Origin of the sequence: Thioflexithrix psekupsensis (genome assembly GCF_002149925.1) — a bacterium.
In the GTDB taxonomy this organism is placed as follows: Bacteria; Pseudomonadota; Gammaproteobacteria; order Beggiatoales; family Beggiatoaceae; genus Thioflexithrix; species Thioflexithrix psekupsensis.
Window position 1 is genome coordinate 578,985 of sequence record NZ_MSLT01000006.1, and the last position, 18,276, is coordinate 597,260.

The 18,276-nt window shown below is 41.8% G+C and carries 24 protein-coding genes; 7 read left to right on the forward strand and 17 right to left on the reverse strand.

Going from position 1 to position 18,276, the window contains the following annotated elements; translation table 11 throughout:
- Window positions 1–2: 2 nt before the first annotated feature.
- The 6 genes from TPSD3_RS03710 to TPSD3_RS03735 form a co-directional block, all read right to left on the reverse strand.
- Complete coding sequence (locus TPSD3_RS03710) at window positions 3–1,523, reverse strand: acyl-CoA synthetase (protein WP_086487235.1); 1,521 nt, start codon at window positions 1,521–1,523, stop codon at window positions 3–5.
- A 41-nt stretch (window positions 1,524–1,564) separates the two neighbouring features.
- A complete protein-coding gene (gene tadA, locus TPSD3_RS03715) occupies window positions 1,565–2,020 on the reverse strand; it encodes a tRNA adenosine(34) deaminase TadA (RefSeq protein WP_086487236.1) in 456 nt (151 codons plus the stop codon).
- Between the two features lie 9 nt (window positions 2,021–2,029).
- The gene (locus tag TPSD3_RS03720) at window positions 2,030–2,431 is read right to left on the reverse strand and encodes a hypothetical protein (protein WP_086487237.1); all 402 of its coding nucleotides are present in this window, start codon (window positions 2,429–2,431) and stop codon (window positions 2,030–2,032) included.
- Between the two features lie 78 nt (window positions 2,432–2,509).
- Window positions 2,510–3,055, reverse strand: coding sequence for a single-stranded DNA-binding protein (ssb, locus tag TPSD3_RS03725; RefSeq protein WP_086487238.1), 546 nt, complete (start codon window positions 3,053–3,055; stop codon window positions 2,510–2,512).
- A gap of 32 nt (window positions 3,056–3,087) precedes the next feature.
- Complete coding sequence (locus TPSD3_RS03730; protein WP_245391513.1) at window positions 3,088–4,470, reverse strand: MFS transporter; 1,383 nt, start codon at window positions 4,468–4,470, stop codon at window positions 3,088–3,090.
- A gap of 222 nt (window positions 4,471–4,692) precedes the next feature.
- Window positions 4,693–5,526 carry a hypothetical protein gene (locus TPSD3_RS03735; protein ID WP_086487239.1) on the reverse strand — a complete coding sequence of 278 codons (834 nt, stop codon included), beginning with the start codon at window positions 5,524–5,526 and terminating at the stop codon, window positions 4,693–4,695.
- Window positions 5,527–5,733: 207 nt separating this feature from the next.
- On the opposite strand from TPSD3_RS03735, the gene TPSD3_RS03740 reads away from it, so the two are divergent.
- From TPSD3_RS03740 to TPSD3_RS18290, 3 genes are all read left to right on the forward strand, one after another.
- Window positions 5,734–6,012: a BufA1 family periplasmic bufferin-type metallophore gene (locus TPSD3_RS03740; RefSeq protein ID WP_086487240.1), complete on the forward strand. Its 279-nt coding sequence runs from the start codon at window positions 5,734–5,736 to the stop codon at window positions 6,010–6,012.
- A gap of 112 nt (window positions 6,013–6,124) precedes the next feature.
- The gene (locus TPSD3_RS03745; RefSeq protein ID WP_086487241.1) at window positions 6,125–6,544 is read left to right on the forward strand and encodes a hypothetical protein; all 420 of its coding nucleotides are present in this window, start codon (window positions 6,125–6,127) and stop codon (window positions 6,542–6,544) included.
- 236 nt (window positions 6,545–6,780) lie between these two features.
- A complete protein-coding gene (locus TPSD3_RS18290) occupies window positions 6,781–7,026 on the forward strand; it encodes a FeoA family protein (protein ID WP_425353084.1) in 246 nt (81 codons plus the stop codon).
- Here TPSD3_RS18290 and TPSD3_RS17220 read toward each other — a convergent pair.
- Window positions 6,930–7,589, reverse strand: coding sequence for a hypothetical protein (locus tag TPSD3_RS17220; RefSeq protein WP_140048470.1), 660 nt, complete (start codon window positions 7,587–7,589; stop codon window positions 6,930–6,932). The two genes, TPSD3_RS18290 and TPSD3_RS17220, sit on opposite strands and share 97 nt — an antisense overlap.
- 253 nt (window positions 7,590–7,842) lie before the next feature.
- Between TPSD3_RS17220 and TPSD3_RS03755 the strand changes: the two genes are divergently transcribed.
- From TPSD3_RS03755 to TPSD3_RS03765, 3 genes are read left to right on the forward strand one after another with little or no spacing between them, the layout of a single operon-like run.
- Window positions 7,843–8,181, forward strand: a complete 339-nt coding sequence (locus TPSD3_RS03755; protein ID WP_140048471.1) for a hypothetical protein — start codon at window positions 7,843–7,845, stop codon at window positions 8,179–8,181.
- A 5-nt stretch (window positions 8,182–8,186) separates the two neighbouring features.
- A complete protein-coding gene (locus TPSD3_RS03760) occupies window positions 8,187–9,014 on the forward strand; it encodes a hypothetical protein (protein WP_086487244.1) in 828 nt (275 codons plus the stop codon).
- Between the two features lie 30 nt (window positions 9,015–9,044).
- The gene (locus TPSD3_RS03765; protein WP_176329711.1) at window positions 9,045–9,617 is read left to right on the forward strand and encodes a YfiR family protein; all 573 of its coding nucleotides are present in this window, start codon (window positions 9,045–9,047) and stop codon (window positions 9,615–9,617) included.
- 7 nt (window positions 9,618–9,624) lie between these two features.
- Here the strand turns inward: TPSD3_RS03765 and folK are convergent, their stop codons facing one another.
- From folK to TPSD3_RS03795, 6 genes are all read right to left on the reverse strand, one after another.
- Window positions 9,625–10,128 carry a 2-amino-4-hydroxy-6-hydroxymethyldihydropteridine diphosphokinase gene (folK, locus tag TPSD3_RS03770; RefSeq protein ID WP_176329680.1) on the reverse strand — a complete coding sequence of 168 codons (504 nt, stop codon included), beginning with the start codon at window positions 10,126–10,128 and terminating at the stop codon, window positions 9,625–9,627.
- Window positions 10,129–10,132: 4 nt separating this feature from the next.
- Window positions 10,133–11,692: a polynucleotide adenylyltransferase PcnB gene (gene pcnB, locus TPSD3_RS03775; RefSeq protein WP_086487247.1), complete on the reverse strand. Its 1,560-nt coding sequence runs from the start codon at window positions 11,690–11,692 to the stop codon at window positions 10,133–10,135.
- Window positions 11,693–11,843: 151 nt separating this feature from the next.
- The gene (gene gspG, locus TPSD3_RS03780) at window positions 11,844–12,275 is read right to left on the reverse strand and encodes a type II secretion system major pseudopilin GspG (RefSeq protein WP_086487248.1); all 432 of its coding nucleotides are present in this window, start codon (window positions 12,273–12,275) and stop codon (window positions 11,844–11,846) included.
- A gap of 48 nt (window positions 12,276–12,323) precedes the next feature.
- Window positions 12,324–13,328 carry an NAD(P)H-dependent glycerol-3-phosphate dehydrogenase gene (locus TPSD3_RS03785; protein ID WP_086487249.1) on the reverse strand — a complete coding sequence of 335 codons (1,005 nt, stop codon included), beginning with the start codon at window positions 13,326–13,328 and terminating at the stop codon, window positions 12,324–12,326.
- 25 nt (window positions 13,329–13,353) lie between these two features.
- Complete coding sequence (gene secB / locus TPSD3_RS03790) at window positions 13,354–13,908, reverse strand: protein-export chaperone SecB (RefSeq protein ID WP_086487250.1); 555 nt, start codon at window positions 13,906–13,908, stop codon at window positions 13,354–13,356.
- A gap of 53 nt (window positions 13,909–13,961) precedes the next feature.
- The gene (locus TPSD3_RS03795) at window positions 13,962–14,474 is read right to left on the reverse strand and encodes a rhodanese-like domain-containing protein (RefSeq protein WP_086487251.1); all 513 of its coding nucleotides are present in this window, start codon (window positions 14,472–14,474) and stop codon (window positions 13,962–13,964) included.
- A gap of 326 nt (window positions 14,475–14,800) precedes the next feature.
- Here TPSD3_RS03795 and TPSD3_RS03800 point away from each other — a divergent pair, with 326 nt between their 5' ends.
- Window positions 14,801–15,010, forward strand: coding sequence for a hypothetical protein (locus tag TPSD3_RS03800; RefSeq protein ID WP_086487252.1), 210 nt, complete (start codon window positions 14,801–14,803; stop codon window positions 15,008–15,010).
- 195 nt (window positions 15,011–15,205) lie between these two features.
- On the opposite strand, the gene TPSD3_RS03805 is transcribed toward TPSD3_RS03800, so the two are convergent.
- The 4 genes from TPSD3_RS03805 to TPSD3_RS03820 form a co-directional block, all read right to left on the reverse strand.
- On the reverse strand, window positions 15,206–16,192 hold the full coding sequence (locus tag TPSD3_RS03805; protein ID WP_086487253.1) for a radical SAM/SPASM domain-containing protein: 987 nt from the start codon (window positions 16,190–16,192) through the stop codon (window positions 15,206–15,208).
- 294 nt (window positions 16,193–16,486) lie between these two features.
- Entirely contained in the window at window positions 16,487–16,660 is a 174-nt protein-coding gene (locus tag TPSD3_RS17430; protein ID WP_176329712.1) for a hypothetical protein, read from the reverse strand.
- Between the two features lie 206 nt (window positions 16,661–16,866).
- A complete protein-coding gene (locus TPSD3_RS03815) occupies window positions 16,867–17,295 on the reverse strand; it encodes a PD-(D/E)XK nuclease family transposase (protein WP_086487255.1) in 429 nt (142 codons plus the stop codon).
- A 59-nt stretch (window positions 17,296–17,354) separates the two neighbouring features.
- Window positions 17,355–18,191 carry an Rpn family recombination-promoting nuclease/putative transposase gene (locus TPSD3_RS03820; RefSeq protein ID WP_217884360.1) on the reverse strand — a complete coding sequence of 279 codons (837 nt, stop codon included), beginning with the start codon at window positions 18,189–18,191 and terminating at the stop codon, window positions 17,355–17,357.
- Between the last annotated feature and the right edge of the window lie 85 nt (window positions 18,192–18,276).

Genomic DNA, 18,276 nt, shown 5'->3' on the forward strand with positions numbered 1-18,276 from the left:
ATTTAATACTGTTTTTTCAAAAGGGATTTATCTAATTTGCCCGCACCTGTTTTTGGCAATTCATCGACAAAACGGAAAAATTTAGGCATTTTATAAGCGGCTAAACGCTCGCTACAATATTCACGCAATGCTGATTCGGTTAATAAATAATCTCGCAACACAATAAAAGCACAAACCACTTCACCCCATTTATCATCAGGCACGCCAATGACTGCGGCTTCAGCAATTTTTGGATGACCGTATAAAACACTTTCTATTTCGGCAGGATAAATATTTTCTCCCCCAGAAATAATCATTTCTTTAGAACGTCCCACAATGGTGTAATAACCTTCTTCATCCCGAATCGCCAAATCCCCCGTATGCAGCCAACCATCCGGCATGGCTTTGTGTGTCGCTTCTGGATTACACCAATACCCATTAAACACATGCTCACCCCGAATCAGTAATTCACCAATCTCATCTGTATGGCAAATTTGTCCTTCGCCATTGCGCAACTGAATCTCGATGTGAAACAACGGAAAGCCCACCGCACCGGGTTTACGTCTCACATCAGCAGGGGGAAGAAAAAAAGTGTTGGGGCCTGCCTCGGTCAAACCATAGCCTGTTTTAAAATCAATCCCTTTTTCCCAAAATTTTTCAAAAACGGGTAAAGGACAAGGCGCACCCCCACTAATCACCATTTTTAAACGACTAAAATCCGCTTTTTCCCAACGCGGATGTTGCTGCATTAAAATAAACATGGTCGGCACACCAAAAAATAAAGTCGCACCACCCGATTCAATTAAATCAAAAGTCTGTTCCACATTAAATTGCTGGCATAATAAACTGCTACCGCCCACATAAACTAAAGGAGAAGTAAACACATTTAAACCGCCCGTATGAAATAATGGCGCATTTAAAATAGCCACATCATTTTCGGTAATGTTCCAGCTAATTAATGTGTTAATGGCATTGGTTTGAATGGCGCGATAACTGAGCATTGCGCCCTTAGGTAAACCCGTCGTTCCTCCAGTATAACAAATAACCCAAGTATCATCTGGGCGACAATGCGGCGATTCTAAGGGCGTTGTGGGATAATTTTCACGAGTATGAAATAAAATATCTTGGGGTCGCGCTTTTTCTTCTAACGCTATCCACTGTTTAATATCAGGTAATTCTTTATAAAGGCGTTCAATAGTGGTTTTAAATGCTTTAGAATAAAATAAAATTTTCGGCTCTGCTTCACGAATAATGCTAGATAATTCATAAGCCGTTAATCGCCAATTTAAGGCTTGTAAAATGCTTCCCAATTTATTACAGGCAAACCAAATATCTAAATAAGCCATAGAATTACTGGCTAAAATTGCAATTCGATCTCCCGAACGCACACCCAAATGTTGAATAAAATGAGCGGTACAATTGGCTTGAGCATTCCATTGGGCATAAGTAAAATGACGTTGGGTAATCGTATCGACAATGGCGACTTTTTCTGGAGAAAATTGAGCGCGCCGAGCAAGCCAATCAGGAATATAAGGACTGGGCATGATTTTCTCCCCCACATCTCTGAGAAAACATAAAAAACTTTTTATAAAAGACGTTTATGACGAAAGAAATCCTTTAACCGTGCGCCACAGCTTTCTGCCAAAACTCCACCGAGGCAGTCGATATGATGATTGTGGCGCAAATCACGTAAAACATCGAATCGGCTGCCTGTTGCCCCAGTTTTTGGGTCATAAGCCCCAAAAACAACCCGTTTCACTCGCGCATGAACCAATGCCCCCGCACACATCACACATGGCTCTAAAGTGACGTACAAAGTGGTGTCTAATAAACGGTAATTATTCAATTGTTTAGCGGCTTGACGCACGGCCACGATTTCAGCATGCGCACTGGGATCACACTGGATGACCGTTTGATTCCAGCCCTGTGCCAATTCCTGCCCATTATGCACCAAAATAGCCCCAACAGGAATTTCCCCTTGTTGTGCTGCGTAATCTGCCCATACTAAGGCGCGTTGCATCCACCATTCATCTTGCGTCATTTTTATTGCTCAAGAAGAAATCCCAATATCACGACGCGCCGTAGAAATAGTAATGGTAAAGCCCGCAATCACATCAATCATAGCGATTAAAGTCAACATAAAAAAAGTAGAAGTTCCCGCAGGTGGCCAAATTAAAAACGTCACCAAACTGGCAATAAAAACACCTAAAGATAATATATGATCAACAATCGAAATGGCACTGGTACGAGTTGCCTTAAAAATTTCAATATAAAGCAGGAAAATAGCCAATATCACTAAGAAATCAGCCACATTTAATACCCATTGCGTTTCTGACACCAAAGTTAAAGTAAATAACTCAGTGCTGTCCATCACGCCTAAATAACCAAGACCAATTAGACAATAAAGTAAAATTGGCACGCCAATTAAAGGAAATAAATTAAGAATAAACATATCCTATGTGTCTCCTATTAATGAACGGATTAATGAAATTATTTTAACATCAATCCGCTCAATATTTAATGCACTTCATTAAAATGGAATATCATCATCAAAATCGCTGGGCGGCGGAGAAGATGCCGTTGCTGGACGTGCAGGAGCAGCGGGCGCACCCGAGGGCGGATAATTGTAGTTATTTCCGCCACTGCTGTAACCCGCAGGCGCAGCGGAAACCGCTGGGGCCGCATAACTTTGATTGCCTTGTTGAGCCGCATCAGGCGGCATATTGGGCGCGCCTTCCCCACGTCCGCCCAACATTTGCATCTCATTGGCGACGATTTCTGTCGTATAACGTTCAGTTCCTGATTGATCCTGCCACTTGCGTGTTTGTAAACGACCTTCAATATAAACTTGTGAGCCTTTACGCAAATACTGCCCCGCCACCTCGGCCAAACGCGCAAACATCACCACCCGATGCCATTCTGTGCGGGTTTGCCATTGATTGGTCTGTTTATCCAGCCAATTCTCGTTAGTTGCCACATTCAACGTTGTCATGGCATTCCCCGTCGCCGCATAACGCACTTCAGGATCAGCTCCCAAATGACCAATTAAAATGACCTTATTAACACCTTTGGACATTGTCACTAAAACTCCTTCATTCCAACTTTATTTTAAGAACGATTTACTTCAGCAATTGCTAAATCTAAAGCGTTCACATCTAATAAATTGCGATCAACTTTTAAATAGGCCACTTGTTCTTCAATAATGACCACCGCTTCCGCAACACCTGTAATTTGCAATAAACGCTGATTTAACGCATGGGCTTGACCTTGCGATAACTGACCAATATTTAATAAATAATTGGTTAAATAACGTAATGGTTGCATGGTCACTGCAAAAATAAACCACAATCCAACCAGTAAAGTACACACCATAAATAAAGTAAAATCACTATAATGATGGTGTAAAAATCCACCACCTACGCCTCCCAAAAACGCCCCAAAAAATTGAGAAGTAGAATAAACTCCCATCGCGGTGCCTTTACTGCCAGCGTGCGCCAATTTACTGACTAAAGAAGGCAGCAAAGCCTCTAGTAAATTAAACGCAAAAAAGTACAGCAATAAACCAAATATTAACCCCAATAAACTGCTCATCCATCCCAATAAAAACTGTGCCACACCTAAAATAGCAATCGCAATAATAAAAATTTCTTTTAATTGCTTCTTTTTTTCCCCAATAATAATAAACGGTAATGCCGCACTAATTGAAAGCAAAAGCACCAGCAAATAAACCCACCAATGTTGCTCAGGCACCAGCACATCTCGCAACGATAAAGGCAACACCACAAAAGTCGCTGTCAAAGTGAAATGTAAAATTAAAATGCCCATATCCAAACGCAACAATTGCCAATCCCCTAAAACACGAATAAATTGCGTAGGCACAGATTCCGCATCTCGGTGCAAACGACACACGGGCGGATCAGGAATAAAACCGTATAAAACCGCAATAGCCACCAAAGCCAGCATCGCCGTAAACCAAAAAATCCCCGCCACTCCAATCCAATGGTTCAAAATCGGCCCCACCGCCAAAGCCAATAAAAACGCCATGCCAATCGTCATTCCCAACATCGCCATGGCTTGGGTGCGGTGATCTTCGCGGGTCAAATCAGCCGTTAAAGCCAAAATTGCCGCCGCAATCGCCCCCGAACCTTGTAGCGCACGTCCAATAATCACCCCCGTGATACTATCAGAGGTTGCCGCCACCACGCTGCCTATCGCAAAAATAAATAACCCTATGGTAATCACAGGTTTACGACCAAATCGATCCGACAACATGCCAAAAGGAATTTGGAAACAGGCTTGCGTCAGCCCATAAATGCCAATCGCCATCCCGACCAATATCGGTGTTACACCATCCAAGTTTTCGGCATACAAAGCAAATACCGGCAAAATCATAAATAAGCCCAGCATTCGCAAAGACATAATCCCCGCCAAACCAAAAACAGCACGTTTTTCCAAGGCGGTCATCGCTTGAGTTGAAGACACTGCATTCATAAGTTATCAATTCAAAAATTCAGGCTGTAACAAAATTGTACAGGATCAAAAAGAAAAGGTGATAAAATTGACATTATATCAGCTTGTTTGAATCAGAATTTACAGAATTTTTTAATTTGCAGAATGAATGCTTCTCCTATTAAATTTTTTAATTTTTAGAACAAAAAAATTATCAATTCTAATTCAGATAAAAATCAATCAGTTATATTTAATACGGTAGAATTATAACCACTCAAGCCGTGCTTCCCCAATCATGGATTGATCGGGGGATAAGCGTTGGACGGGATCGGCATTTTCAGTGCGTCGCAAGTGGGCTTCTAATAAATCTGTGGTCATCAATTGTTGTGATTCGGGAACAAGTAAAATTAATGTATTTTCATCATTTTCTTTAAAACCAGCATATTGCCGTCGCAAACGCTCAATTAAATGTTTGTCTGGATGAAAAACCATTAATTTTTTATATTCATCAAGGGGTTCTGGAGGATAAATTGCTGTTGATTCTCCCGTAAATTTCGCCCGTTCCAATCGCGTCATATTTAATGTAATTCTTTTAGGTTCAGCCCGTTGTTGTAATTGTAAATAACCGCTGTCACTGCCGGGAACAATACGCAACACCTTCCCCACCAGCGTCCGCGGAGACCACGGCTTCCCCATTCGACGCAATTGACGATAAGACACGTAAACCTCTCGCTGCTCCACCTCAGCCAACAGTAAACAACGCAATGTCGCTGATAATAAACGCGGTTTCAGCGGAGAATGTAACCAGCCCTCTCCCATCAACCACCGCGTGGCATCATGAGTGGCTTTGGAATCAATACGCAAAATTTTACTGCCATTGTGGTAGCTGATGTCGTCACAAAAATCAGCGTAACGCCTTAAATCTTCATAAAGCGTACGCCGAGACGGCAAAGAAAAATGAGCCTGTTCCAACCATTTGCTGTAATCAGCTAATTTACACTCTCCATACGACTTACGTCGCAAATGCCGCTCTAAAATAATTAAACGCGCCATCCGCGGTTCTTCAAAAGGGGAATAAGGTAAGGTCTTTAATATCATGAAGAAAATGCGTAAAAGAAGTGGATGTTATCACAATAAACCCGTGGCTTATGTCTACTTTATCATTTACGGTTTGTATTTTTAAGAACAATGACGGGGGATTTAACGGTTTTTTGTTGTTGTCCTCTTTTGGGGTGGTTCTTTATAATTGTTTTCGATGACCCTATTTCTGCATTTCCTGTTCAACTTGCAAATGGAGTTTTTTTTATGAAAAACAATGTGGCTTATACCGCATTAGCGGGCGTATTGGCATTGGGCGCGGCGGCATCAACTGCCCATTCTACCCAAGTAGCGGCCGAAGAGGCTACTGTAGAGCGTTGTGCGGGAATTGTGAAGGCAGGAATGAACGACTGCGGCACCAGCAAACACGCCTGCGCCGGACAAGCTAAAGTGGATAACGATCCCGAAGAATGGATTCTTGTCCCCACGGGAACATGTGCCAAAATCACAGGCGGCAAAGTTCTCACCGGAGAAGCCAGCCATTAACAGGGTTATAAAATCGATGGGATTGGCGTGATTAATGAGGGATAATACTGCATAATGTGGTGTTATCCTTCTCTGTTTTGAGAGAAAAATACAGTAAAAATAAGGAAATAATATGTTAAATCAACGCGTTATTATTTATCACAAACAAGCCACCAGCGCACGGACTTTATTTTTATGTCAGAATAAAACCGTTTGTTTACCCTCAGGTTTACCCACCTTATCTGGTTTACTAGAAGACGAAATGACTCCGCCAGAGATAGATCACGCCTTAACCGAACAGTTACAACATCTCGCCGGTCGGTTAAATTTACAAGCCCATCAACTGGTGATTGATGAAGAGTTTTGTGCGCAGGTTGATGCGCCTGATGGGGCGATCACGGTATTTTTAGCGCGTTGTCAGGACATTGATCCGCCTCGGTCTGCGGTGGCCGCGCAGGGGGGACAATCTATTGCGTTGACAGAAGCCCGCCAACTGCCACCCACAGAATTGGCATTGTTACGGCTGGCCTATCAGGTGATTATGGAAGGATAAGCCACAGCCATCATCAGTAAGAATTCCCAAAAAAGTGAAAGAAAATCAACACAGCGAGTTTGTTTACACTGCGCCAAAGCAGCCGCGAAAAGATTTTACTTGCTTGTGCAAATAAAAATTATTATTATTTACACATAAATCGCACATTACTTTTTTCGGAGATTCACAAGATGGCCTTGCACACCTCTGTCGCGGCAAATTCTTTGACCACATCCAATTTGCCGCCGTTGACTTCTATGACTTCCTGTGAAAGTTTCCCCTTAGCGACCGCTAAAGTGGGGGAAAACCTTGTGATTGTCGAAGTCAAAGGCGGTCACAGCACCCGTAAGCGACTGATGGCTATGGGAATGGCTGACGGCACTGTTCTTAAAATCGTAAAACATAATCACACTGAATTGCTCGTCAGCGTTGACCACCGTCGTTTTTCGCTGGATATTGCGCTGGCGTGTCGGCTTATTGTAAGCCCTACTGATTTATCTTGAAATAACACTATTTTCACTGTTTTTTCTTCATAATCAATCTGTTGAACATGTACTAAATAGTCTGTTCGCGGCGGCGGCAACGCCAACACTTCTCCTCCCAGTACGGTATGGGTTTCTGTTGCGCCTGTGCTTGAGATAAAAGTAAGTTGGGCAACCTCCAAACGCCCAATCCATACCATTTCCACCCTTAGTTCCACACCCAATTCATTGAGTGGCAAACGCTGTTCGGCGGCGACAAGCCACTGCGCCAACGGTGGAGTTTGTGCGAATAAGCGTTGCAAGGCCCATTCGTTGACCCAATATTTCGCCACTAACACCCCAAGCACCAACAGCGGTAACAAAATCATCGCCCCCAACAAAGCCATTGGCCACCATGACTGCCGTGGTTCTGCGGGTTGAGTGCGTAGTTTTTCCTCCATAAGCCCATTCATCGCTTGCAAAGCCAACAAACGCGCATACAATTCTTCCCGCTCTTGTGGATCAACGGCTTGCAGCCATTGTCGTCGAGTGGCCGTTAATTGGGTTTGCAACTGTTCCCACTCGGCTAATGGATCGTGAGTCATTTTTTTAAGCCAATCATTCTACGCCAAAGCATCATTTTTCAATCTTATTTAATTTTCTGCCATTTTTTTAAATGGAAAATGGAACATGAATTGCTCAAGGCATTTTTACGATGCCGTTAAAAAGCTGAAATTCAGTAGTAACAATATGGACAGTCTAATGTATCATTCAATGTTGGCTCTAATAAAAAAATGCCTGTTGTCATTTTTTTTATCTCTGTTGATTTTTCAACCGGCTTTCGCTAAAGACACTTCGATGAATGGTATTATGCAAGTGGATTTAGCCTTTCATTTATTTATGGCATTAACGCTTTATCATGAATTATCAGAAATGCCAAAAACGGGCAAATTAGACCAAGATATAAAGCTACATCAAGAATTAATATTAGCGATTCAAGATGTGGTCAAAGAATTGCGTATTGAACAAGAAAAATATCAACAATTGCTTGAGCAAACGCAACATCACCCAAAAATAAAAACGCTACTCGCTCGCATCGCGCAATCTATTCATCATTTTGAAGCGGAATTGATGTTGCAGCAAAAAATTGTCGAGTTTTTACAATTAAAATATCAACAACAGCTTATTTTGGAGTAATTCCCATGTTATCGTGGCAAGCCATGCGTTGGATCAGTATGATTTTCATACTTTTCTTGCTGATAAATAGCACAGGATATTCGTTTTTATCCGCAAAGAAACAAAGTGCTTTGCGCGCTTTAGAAAACAATGCCGATCAGACCTTAGAGAAGATCAAAATTCGCTTAGAAGAAACACCAGAAAGTTCTTTAGAAGAAAGTCTTTCTTTACTTAATCAGATTTTAGATTATGCAGAATCGGTAAAGAAAAATCCACAACAATTTAATGAACAACAATTAGAAGCCTATCATCGTAAAATCAGCATTATCAATGCAAATATGGAACGGTTTAAAGATTTAACCTTACAAACGGATATTTCTTTTGCGCCCGGTGCTTATCGTTTAGAAGAGCTTTCTCAATCGGCTAAAGAGGTATTAATGCAATTGGTAGAAAAAGTGGCGATTACGGTACAAGAGTTACAACACAATTATCCTGATTATCCTTTACGAATCACGGTTAAAACCGTTGGCTACACCGATGCCACCCCTTTTATTTCTGGAACGGTATTAGAACGAGAAATTCAAGCCCAATTAACAAGCCTCGCTCCCACAGGAATAGCCAGACGAATGCAATATAATGAAATCTTATCCCAATTTCGCGCTGAAAGTCTAAATCGTTACTTTATCACTCTGTTAAAACAACAGATTAATCATGGAGATCGTGTTGATATTTTGCCCAAAATTATCGGACGCGGAGAACAATTACCCCATTCAAATCAGCAAGACACTTACAGCGAACAAGATGATCGGCGGCGAATCACGATTGTTTCACCGTTTATTGAGGTGATGTTATGAGTGGCTTTTTTAATGTCGATGAAGGGACTTATGAATAAAAAACTTTTCGTGGTTTTAATACTGTTGTTAAAGCTATTTTTGTTTATTTTTCTTACACCAATGACGCAAGCCAATGATGAAAATAAAACGGAGTTAGATTGGCGACAACAACAGGTTAAAATTATTTATAATTTAAGCAAATTTGTCACGTGGCCTATAGACGTTTTTACGGATGAACATAGCCCTTTTCATTTTTGTTTATTGGGTGTGGATTCGTTTCAATTTGCTTTGGAAGAATTGGTTAATTTGCCTTTGCGCGGCCGACCCATTGAATTTCACCAAATAAAAGAAAGCACATTATCCGAAAATGAGAACTGTCAGGTGTTATTTGTTAGTCAGTCTTTAAGCGAACAATGGCAGGATATTTTAAAACAACTAGAAAATAAACCCATTTTAACCGTCAGTGATATGCCAGAATTCGCCCATCAAGGCGGCATGATTGGCTTAATTCCCACCACAGGACGAGTGCGTTTTAAGATTAACGTAGATGCTGCTCGCGCTCATGGCCTCCTTATTCGCGCTCCCTTGTTAAAAATGGCGCAAGTGATTCACGCTGATGAGTGAGTTTAACTCACACACGAGTCAAAGAAGCCGCTGCCTTACGCTGTTCAACGCATTCAGCCAAACGTTGGCCATTCGGTAGGATCAAATCTGGCACACATTCATATAACGGATACAACACAAAATCTCGCTGATACAAGCCATGATGTGGCAAGGTCAAGCGCGGATCATTTTGTTGTACTTCTCCATAAAGCAGTAAGTCTAAATCTAACGTCCTCGCTGCCCAACGTAACCCCTCTTGACGTTGGCGACCTTGTTGATTTTCAATCTGTTGCAATTGCTGTAACAAGGTTTCGGGCGACAGATGTGTGGTTAAACCGGCGACGGCATTGAGGTAATCAGGTTGATCGTTTCCCGTCAACGGTGGATTTTGATAAAAAGAAGAATGGCACAGTAAACGACTCTGCGGCAATTCGCGTAAAGCCTGTAATGCTTTTTGTAATTGTTCGCGGGGATTGTCTAAGTTACTGCCCAAACCGACAAAGGCAGTCACCGATTTTTCTACTGTTTTCAAGAGATTAATCGTCACGGCCTTCTGAATCGGGTCGAGAGGGCGAAAATGGCCGACGGCGACGGCGTTTATGAAACCGCGTGGGCGGATAGCCGCGATGTTCACGAGGTTCGCGGTGAGGGGAACTGGGAGGGGAAGGGTGATTTTCTGTTGTGGATTCAACGGGTTCGACAACTTCAATAGATTCCGATTCCAACACGTCAGAACTGGACAACTCATCATACTGAGCATCCTTATCTTCGAGTGGAGAAGGCGTATGATGATGTTTATGCAGCAAATCAGTCCATATTTGCACTTCGTAGGCTAGGTCTTCGCCCGCAGCCAACCGAAGTTGGAGAAAATCATAGCCTGCGCGAAAATGAGGACTCCCCAACACACTTAAACGACTCTTGTATCCTCCACGTCGCCGTGTTAAACGAGGTTGCAACAACCAAATGTCTTGCACTTGTGTAATAATACGACGGGGAATCATGAGTTGTTGTCCTTGTTTGCTCATGACTTGTTGCATTGCGCGCAACAGCGCGTCTTGTTCGGGTAAACCTTGGGCGTGCAGGTGCGGCAAACGTTGTGCCACCGGCGGCCACAATAAGGCAGCCAATAAAAACGCCGGATTAACTGATTGATGTTTGGCAAAACGCGCATCCGTATTGGCAAGGGCTAAATGCACCAAATGCTCCGCATACGGATCATCCAAAGTTTTTTCTGTTTCGGCAAATAAAGGCGTTAAAAGTCCGTATTGTTTTAATTTAACTAAGGACTGGGTCGCGTGACCGGTGAGGAATAATTTTTGTACTTCTTCATACAAGCGCGCTTTAGGAATCCCGGCCAATAAACCTTTTAAATGAAAAATAGGCGTAGCCGCCGCCGAATCAATCTCAAAATTCAACTTGGCCGCAAAACGCACCGCACGCAACATACGCACCGGGTCTTCTTGATAACGCAATACAGGATCGCCAATTAAACGCAATACACCAGCTTTTAAATCCGCCATGCCATTGGCGTAATCTAACAGTGAAAAATCACTAATATCATAATAAAGTGCATTAATGGTAAAATCACGGCGATAAGCATCCTCATCAATCGTGCCGTAAACATTATCGGAAATAATGCGGCCGCTGGTGGTGGTTGAGCCACCCTTGCCATCATTATGATGGGCGCGGAAGGTGGCCACTTCGATGATTTCCTTACCAAAATGCACGTGTGCCAAAACAAAACGTTTGCCAATTAAACGACAATTTCTAAATAAAGCCCTGATCTGCTCTGGACGCGCATTGGTCACCACATCGAAATCTTTAGGTGTCGTATTTAATAATAAATCACGCACACACCCCCCCACCAAAAAGGCTTGATAACCCGCATGGTGCAATTGGTATAACACTTTTAACGCATATTTGCTGATATGTTCACGGGACACCGTGTGTTCTGGGCGCGGGATACGGACGGGGGGGGCATGAACTCCCTCGTGACTGGTCAGCACTGTTTCGATTGTTGCGCCATCTAATTCGTTACTTTTAAATGGGTTAACAATACTTTTTAGGCTTTCGATTAGGCGTTTGTAAGGCAACATCACTGTCCTTGTGCAGATTAATGTACTGGCTTATTCTCTTCAATCTCACAACGAATTCCGATCCGACAAGTCTAGCATAAATTGACTGTATCCAATTTGCATTCAATCAAACTCGGTAAAATTTAAGTATTTTTCCCAAGCCAAATGCCCACTAGCGCGCAGGCAATAAACCAATATCCGTATTTTCATCGCTGCCACCGGATTTGCCGTCTGCACCAAATGAATAAAGAACAAAAGGTTGCGTTGATCCACCAGTGGGGCTATATTGGTAAGGGCGATTCCAAGGGTCTAGGGGAATATTCGCTTCTTCCAGATAAGGGCCACGCCAAAAGGGTTTGATCGCTTCATCTGTCGGCGGCTGAATCAGTAAGCTCAAGCCTTCTTCTTCGGTAGGAAAACGCCCTATGTCTAAACTCAACGTTTGCAAGGCACCGCGGAGCATTTTCACTTGGACATTGGCGGTACTGATTTTGGCTTTATCGCCCGCACCGAGAATTCTCGGCCCCACTAAACCCGCCAGTAAACCAATAATCACCAAAACCACTAGCATTTCTAATAAAGTAAAACCTTGTGTTGTTTTCATGGACAATAATCTTCCGTTTCTCAACTGTTAAATCATTAGACCTGAGTATCAAGTTAATTCAGGTTTGGGATCGCGGGAGAGAAGTTCAACCGCGGCTTGTTGTGGCGTGCATTGTCCGGTCAATACCCGTTGTACATGATGCACAATGGGCATATCAATCGCATGTTGCTGTGCGAGGCGATTAATCACACAAGCCGCACTAATGCCTTCAACCACTTGTCCCAATTGTTTGACTACGGTATCAATCGAGTGACCTTGCGCAATCGCATAGCCTAAACGTCGATTTCTGGACTGATTATCCGTACAGGTCAACAGTAAATCCCCCAAACCCGCTAAACCCATAAAAGTTTCTCGCTGCCCGCCCAGATAAGTGCCTAAACGCACCATTTCTAACAAACCGCGAGTGATTAAAGCCGCTCGAGTATTCGCGCCTAAACCCATGCCATCAGCCATGCCCACCGCAATCGCAATGGCATTTTTTACCGCGCCACCCGCTTGTACACCGATAATATCGGTACTGGTATAAGGGCGAAAATGGCGATTGTGAAACCATTGGACTAATTCATTGGCATAATCGCCATCGCTCGAAGCAATCGTGACTGCGGTGGGCAATTCTCTGGCCACTTCTCCCGCAAACGATGGCCCTGATAAAACAGCCATCGGATAATGTGCGCCGATTTCTTGTGCGACGACGTGATGTAATAATTGTCCGCTGTGTTCTTCTAACCCTTTCGTCGCCCAACATAAACGCGCATCTGGCGTTAAATGCGGTGCAAGTTGTTGTAAAATCTGGCGAAACGCATGACTCGGCACAACAATCAACACATCGCGCACAGGAAACGACAAGGTCGTGAAATCGGTAATAGGCTGCAAGGTGTCAGGGAAAACGATTTCAGGCAAATAACGCCGATTACATCGTTCCCGTTGGAGTTCTTGGATATGCTGGGCATCGTGTCCCCACAGGTAAACATGATGCCCATTACGGGACAGCACCAGTGCCAGTGCCGTTCCCCATGATCCTGCTCCCAAGACAAGAAAGTTATTGGGTGTCACGTGAGGAGGAGGAAGTATGAGTTGACTAATTGGGGGCTGCACCGTTGGTTGGGGCTTCTGCGGTGCCGGCGTTTTGCTGGGCTTGCATTTGTCTTACTCGCTGTTCGTAGTAAGCATCAAAATTCACCGGAGCTAATAACAACGGTTGAAATCCACCGCGAGTCACCACGTCAGACACCGCTTCCCGCAAATAAGGGAATAATATACTGGGACAATACGCGTTTAACATATAGTCCAATTTACCCGCTTCAAAACCAACCAGCGCGAAAATTCCCGCCTGATGCACTTCAACTAAAAAGGCTGTTTTATCGTTGATAGTCACTGTGACGGTGACGGTCAAACCGACTTCGTAGTTATTTTGTCCTAACACCATGCCTTTGGTGCCGATTTCTAGGTGCGTTTTTGGCTCCCATTTTTCGGTGAACACTTGGGGAGTATTTGGGGCTTCAAAAGAAATATCTTTGACGTAAATTTTTTGCAACACAAACTGCTCACGGGGCGTTTCTGTGGCAGCGGCTTCTGGAGTGGTGACGGTGTCGTTCAAGTCGGTTTCCTCATGGTCGTGGGTTGGGTGAAGCATGACAGGAAAAATGGCATGATTTTATTCAATTTAATGCGGCATTATCGCAAATTTCAAGACGGCTGGGTATCGGTTGAAGGAGTTTCGCTGTCTTCTTTGGTTTTTTGGCGATTTTTCTTGTTGAGATTGGGTTTATCTTTGCGCCCTTTGGTGAGTGGTAAGCCATTGTTTTGCCACGCCATCAAGCCACCGCGCAGGTTATAAAGTTGTTCAAAGCCGTTTTGTTTCAAAATACCGCAGGCTTGTGCAGAACGTTGGCCGCTGGCACAAACGGCAATAATCGGTCGGCTTTGATGCGCTGTTAATTGGCTGATTTTACTGGCTAATTGTCCTAAAGGAATATGTAGTGAGTCGATAATATGACCACTGCCATATTCTCCCTCTTCGCGCACGTCGAGTACAACGGCATCGTCATGATTAATGAGCAGGGTGGCTTCGTTTGGGTTGACGGGTTTAGCTCCTTTGGCGGAATTACCTAGCAAACTCCAAGTTAAAAAACCACTGATAATCATCAGGGCTAAAAATAAAATGGGATGATTTCCAATAAATTCGATGTATTGTTCCATAAAAATATGTTGGCTCTGCAATCCAGATTCGGTTAGGAATAAAAAAAGGGTCTAGGGGAGGTTAGAAGTGGGATTGTGCCATAAAGTGAGGTGGTTTGTCAGCCGTCTCCACATGTCCAGTAAAGAATTTTCAAAATTGACTCTTGCAAGTCGTTTATTTTCCAAAGACTTTTTATTCTTTAATTCTGAAAATCCTGAAATTCTGTAAATTCTGATTCTGACGGAAAATTTTTATGAATGGTTTAATTTTACTATGGAATTGCGCTAAAATTTAAATGGAAGAATGTCAAACAGGAGTGTAGAGCTTATGAACAAGGAAAATATTTATGTATGCACATCGCATTAAAACCACAATTACGGCATCAAATCATATTGATTTGACTGGTTTACCATTTATAGCAGGTGAGCAAGTTGAAGTTATTATTTTGAAATTACAAGATGCTGATGTTTCACAGCCGTCTGCTGTTTCTTTTGCTGAGGCGACTAAAGCATTTCGTGGCAAGATGAACAACCTATTACCCCCCTCCTGCAAATAACAAAACCACCTTGCGGTGGTTTGTTGCCCAGAGTGCGAACATCTCTGGGTGAGTTCGTATTTAAAAATGTACTGAAATAATTTGTCTTAGTCAAGCGTTTTGCAGACATATTGTTACCGTATAGCATGTGGAGACGAGGAAAATTATAGTTAGGAGTCAATATACTTTAACTTACATTCAACTACTTCTCTTAAATTAAGAGACACAGTCTGTATAAGTACCATTTTCCATAAAAGAAAGGGCAGGACAACCAACGCACAAGTTTGCATACTTACATGTATGGCAACTTCCCTTGGAATAATAATTTTCTATCTCTTTTCTAGTATTTCTTAGTGAAGAAATTGCTGTATTAAATGTATCTTGGCTGTCAAACTTAAATTTAAACCCACGAAGCATCCCACACATAGACAGGCTACTATCAGGGTTTATTACTATAGAATTTAGTCCGGCTGAACAACGTAAATATGCCTCTTTTGAAAAACCTCTTTCTGCTACTCTCTCTTTCCAGTCATTAAGAGTGTGGAAGTCAGAAAATTCTTTTTCAACAACAGCACCCACCGGAGGGCGTTGATCTAAGTTCTTTTTATCTCCATCTAACATTGGGAAAATTAGTTCTGCAAACTGATAACGAACATTTAGTTCATCACATATCTGGATAAATTTGTCTACATAAGATATATTCTCAGTCATTATCGGTGCTTTAAGCAAAACACGACTTATTTTTGTAAGTCTTTCCAACTTTCTTAACAACTTATCGAACACATTTTTTTTACTGGTCAGACTAAAAAATGTTTTCTCATCAACCCCATATAAAGAAACTTCAATACCAACAGGAGGTAATCGCTCAAAAAGCTTGAATGTTTCTTCACTTAAAGCAACAGCGTTTGTAAAAACAGTTACTCTCATCCCTACATCTTTTAATGATGTATAAATTTTTGAAAACCCCGGATGAAGTAATGGTTCACCTCCGCTTAATGTTACATTAAAAACTCCTGCTGAATAGAGATACTTAACAATATTTAAGGCTTCTTCCGTGCTTGGATAAACATTGTCTGTTTTATCTACAAAACAATGCTTACACTTTAAGTTGCACTTAGAAATAATTTCCCAATGCGCAAAAAATGGTAATTCATGTTTTTTTGTGTAATCAATAATTTTGGAAAAAGTATTATCACTCGACATATTTTAGTAACTCTAGCTTACAAAGGTTATCTAGTAAATTTATAACTGTTTCTTCATTATTAAGAAGGCTATTTTCTCTTAGCCAAGCACGGTATGCAATACTAAAATCGTTTTTATTCAACTCAGCAAATAAAATTGCTAAGGTCTCTGAAATTTCAAAAGACTTATTAGTCTTTAAGTTAATTAGAATATGAAATCCATGTATATTCCTATAACGAACATCAGGGTGCCATTTAAACACGAAATTACCTCCATCAGAGATAAAAAGAGCCGAGAAGTGGCTCTTTTTTATTTTTAACAATCGCAGCCAGAATCACCAGCAGAAGTAGGTCCCCAACACCCCGCTCTGACAACCTCAGTATCTTTTGCTGACTCAGTAACAATTTCTGTAAACCAGAGCTTATTACGTAAGTTTTCTTGAGATTGAGTAGTCTGCTCTTCGGGAATATAGGTTTGTACACTTTCCATAAATCACCTCGTTAATCAATCATGAATGTAGCACTAAAAATCTAGTTCATTATTCCAATTGCAAAACTTTAATAACTGTATTGCAGTTTAAGTCTATAAGTTTCTCAAAACTCTGCACCTGTATAAACTCCATCAAATACAAGCTACTCCCGATTATAGCAAAATTTTCTACGTTTGCAACAGATCGACAGTGTAGTCACAGCAGTTTATCTCGTTTCCCTCGTTCCCACATGGCATGTGGGAATGCAGTCCAGACGCGTTGCGTCAGGAATCAAACACCATTCTGTATCAATTTGTCCTTGTTTATACTCGACGTGGCACGTCGTGACTGCGTTCCCACATGGCATGTAGGAACGAGATAACCAATCGCCTTTTTTCGCTTGGTCTCGAATGGGAAAAGTGACATAAAAAACGGAGCGGTCTTTAAAAAACTGTAATTTGGCTTTTTGCATTTCAACAATAAAATGTTGTCCTGTGGTGCTAATACAGCTAATATCAAAAATGGCTTTGCGCTCTAAAGGAATATCAGGGAGTTGTTCGGTGTTTTTAAAGTTCAATTCCGCAATTTGATGTTCTGTGGGCAAAAGTTGATTGAGAAAATCGATTAATAAATCTTTATTGGCTTCTTCACCAATCGGTGTAAGGGTTTAGGTATTTGTTCATGGTTGTGTTCACTCTTGTCTCGGCTACGCGCTTATAATTCATCAATTTGTGCAGGAGATAAGCCTGTCATTTGCGTAATAATTTGGGTCTCCATACCTGCGACTTTCATGTTTTTCGCTATGTTTAATGCTTCTTCGACTTTCCCCTCCGCTCTCCCCTCTTCTTTAGCTGTCACCATTGCGGCGCGAACACCTAGATAATCCAATAGGTTTTTTTCATACGCAGAATATTGTTCTTGACTGAGATTAGCCAGTTCTGCGGTTTTAAAGGCTTTTTGGAAAATCGGCTCATTGAGAATAGCGGGAATATGTTCAAAAGTTTCTAGGTTTTTTAAAAAGTAAATCCATTTGTCAAAATGAGTTTCTAATTCATCGGCTTGCTTGTTGAATAACGGCATTTGTAAGAATTTAAAATGGAGTTTGTCAAAAAATAATTGTCCTTCTTCATCGCGTAACGCAACATCACGACGAAATTTGGCCATTTCTTTGGTTTCATCATAGACAAAATCAAGAATAGCCACAAAATAAACAGGGTCGAGTTTAAATAACCAATCGCCTTTTTTCGCTTGGTCTCGAATGGGAAAAGTGACATAAAAAACGGAGCGGTCTTTAAAAAACTGTAATTTGGCTTTTTGCATTTCAACAATAAAATGTTGTCCTGTGGTGCTAATGCAGCTAATATCAAAGATGGCTTTGCGCTCTAAAGGAATATCAGGGAGTTGCTCCGTATTTTTAAAGTTCAATTCCGCAATTTGATGTTCTGCGGGCAAAAGTTGATTGAGAAAATCGATTAATAAATCTTTATTGGCTTCCTCACCAAATAGTTTTTTAAAACCAAAATCGGTGTAGGGGTTTAGGTATTTGTTCATGATTGTGTAGTTAAATAAAAATATTCAGGTATTAAAAGCGTTCAGAGTTTTTACATTTCTAGTGCTAGGAGGGGGGAGTTAGAAT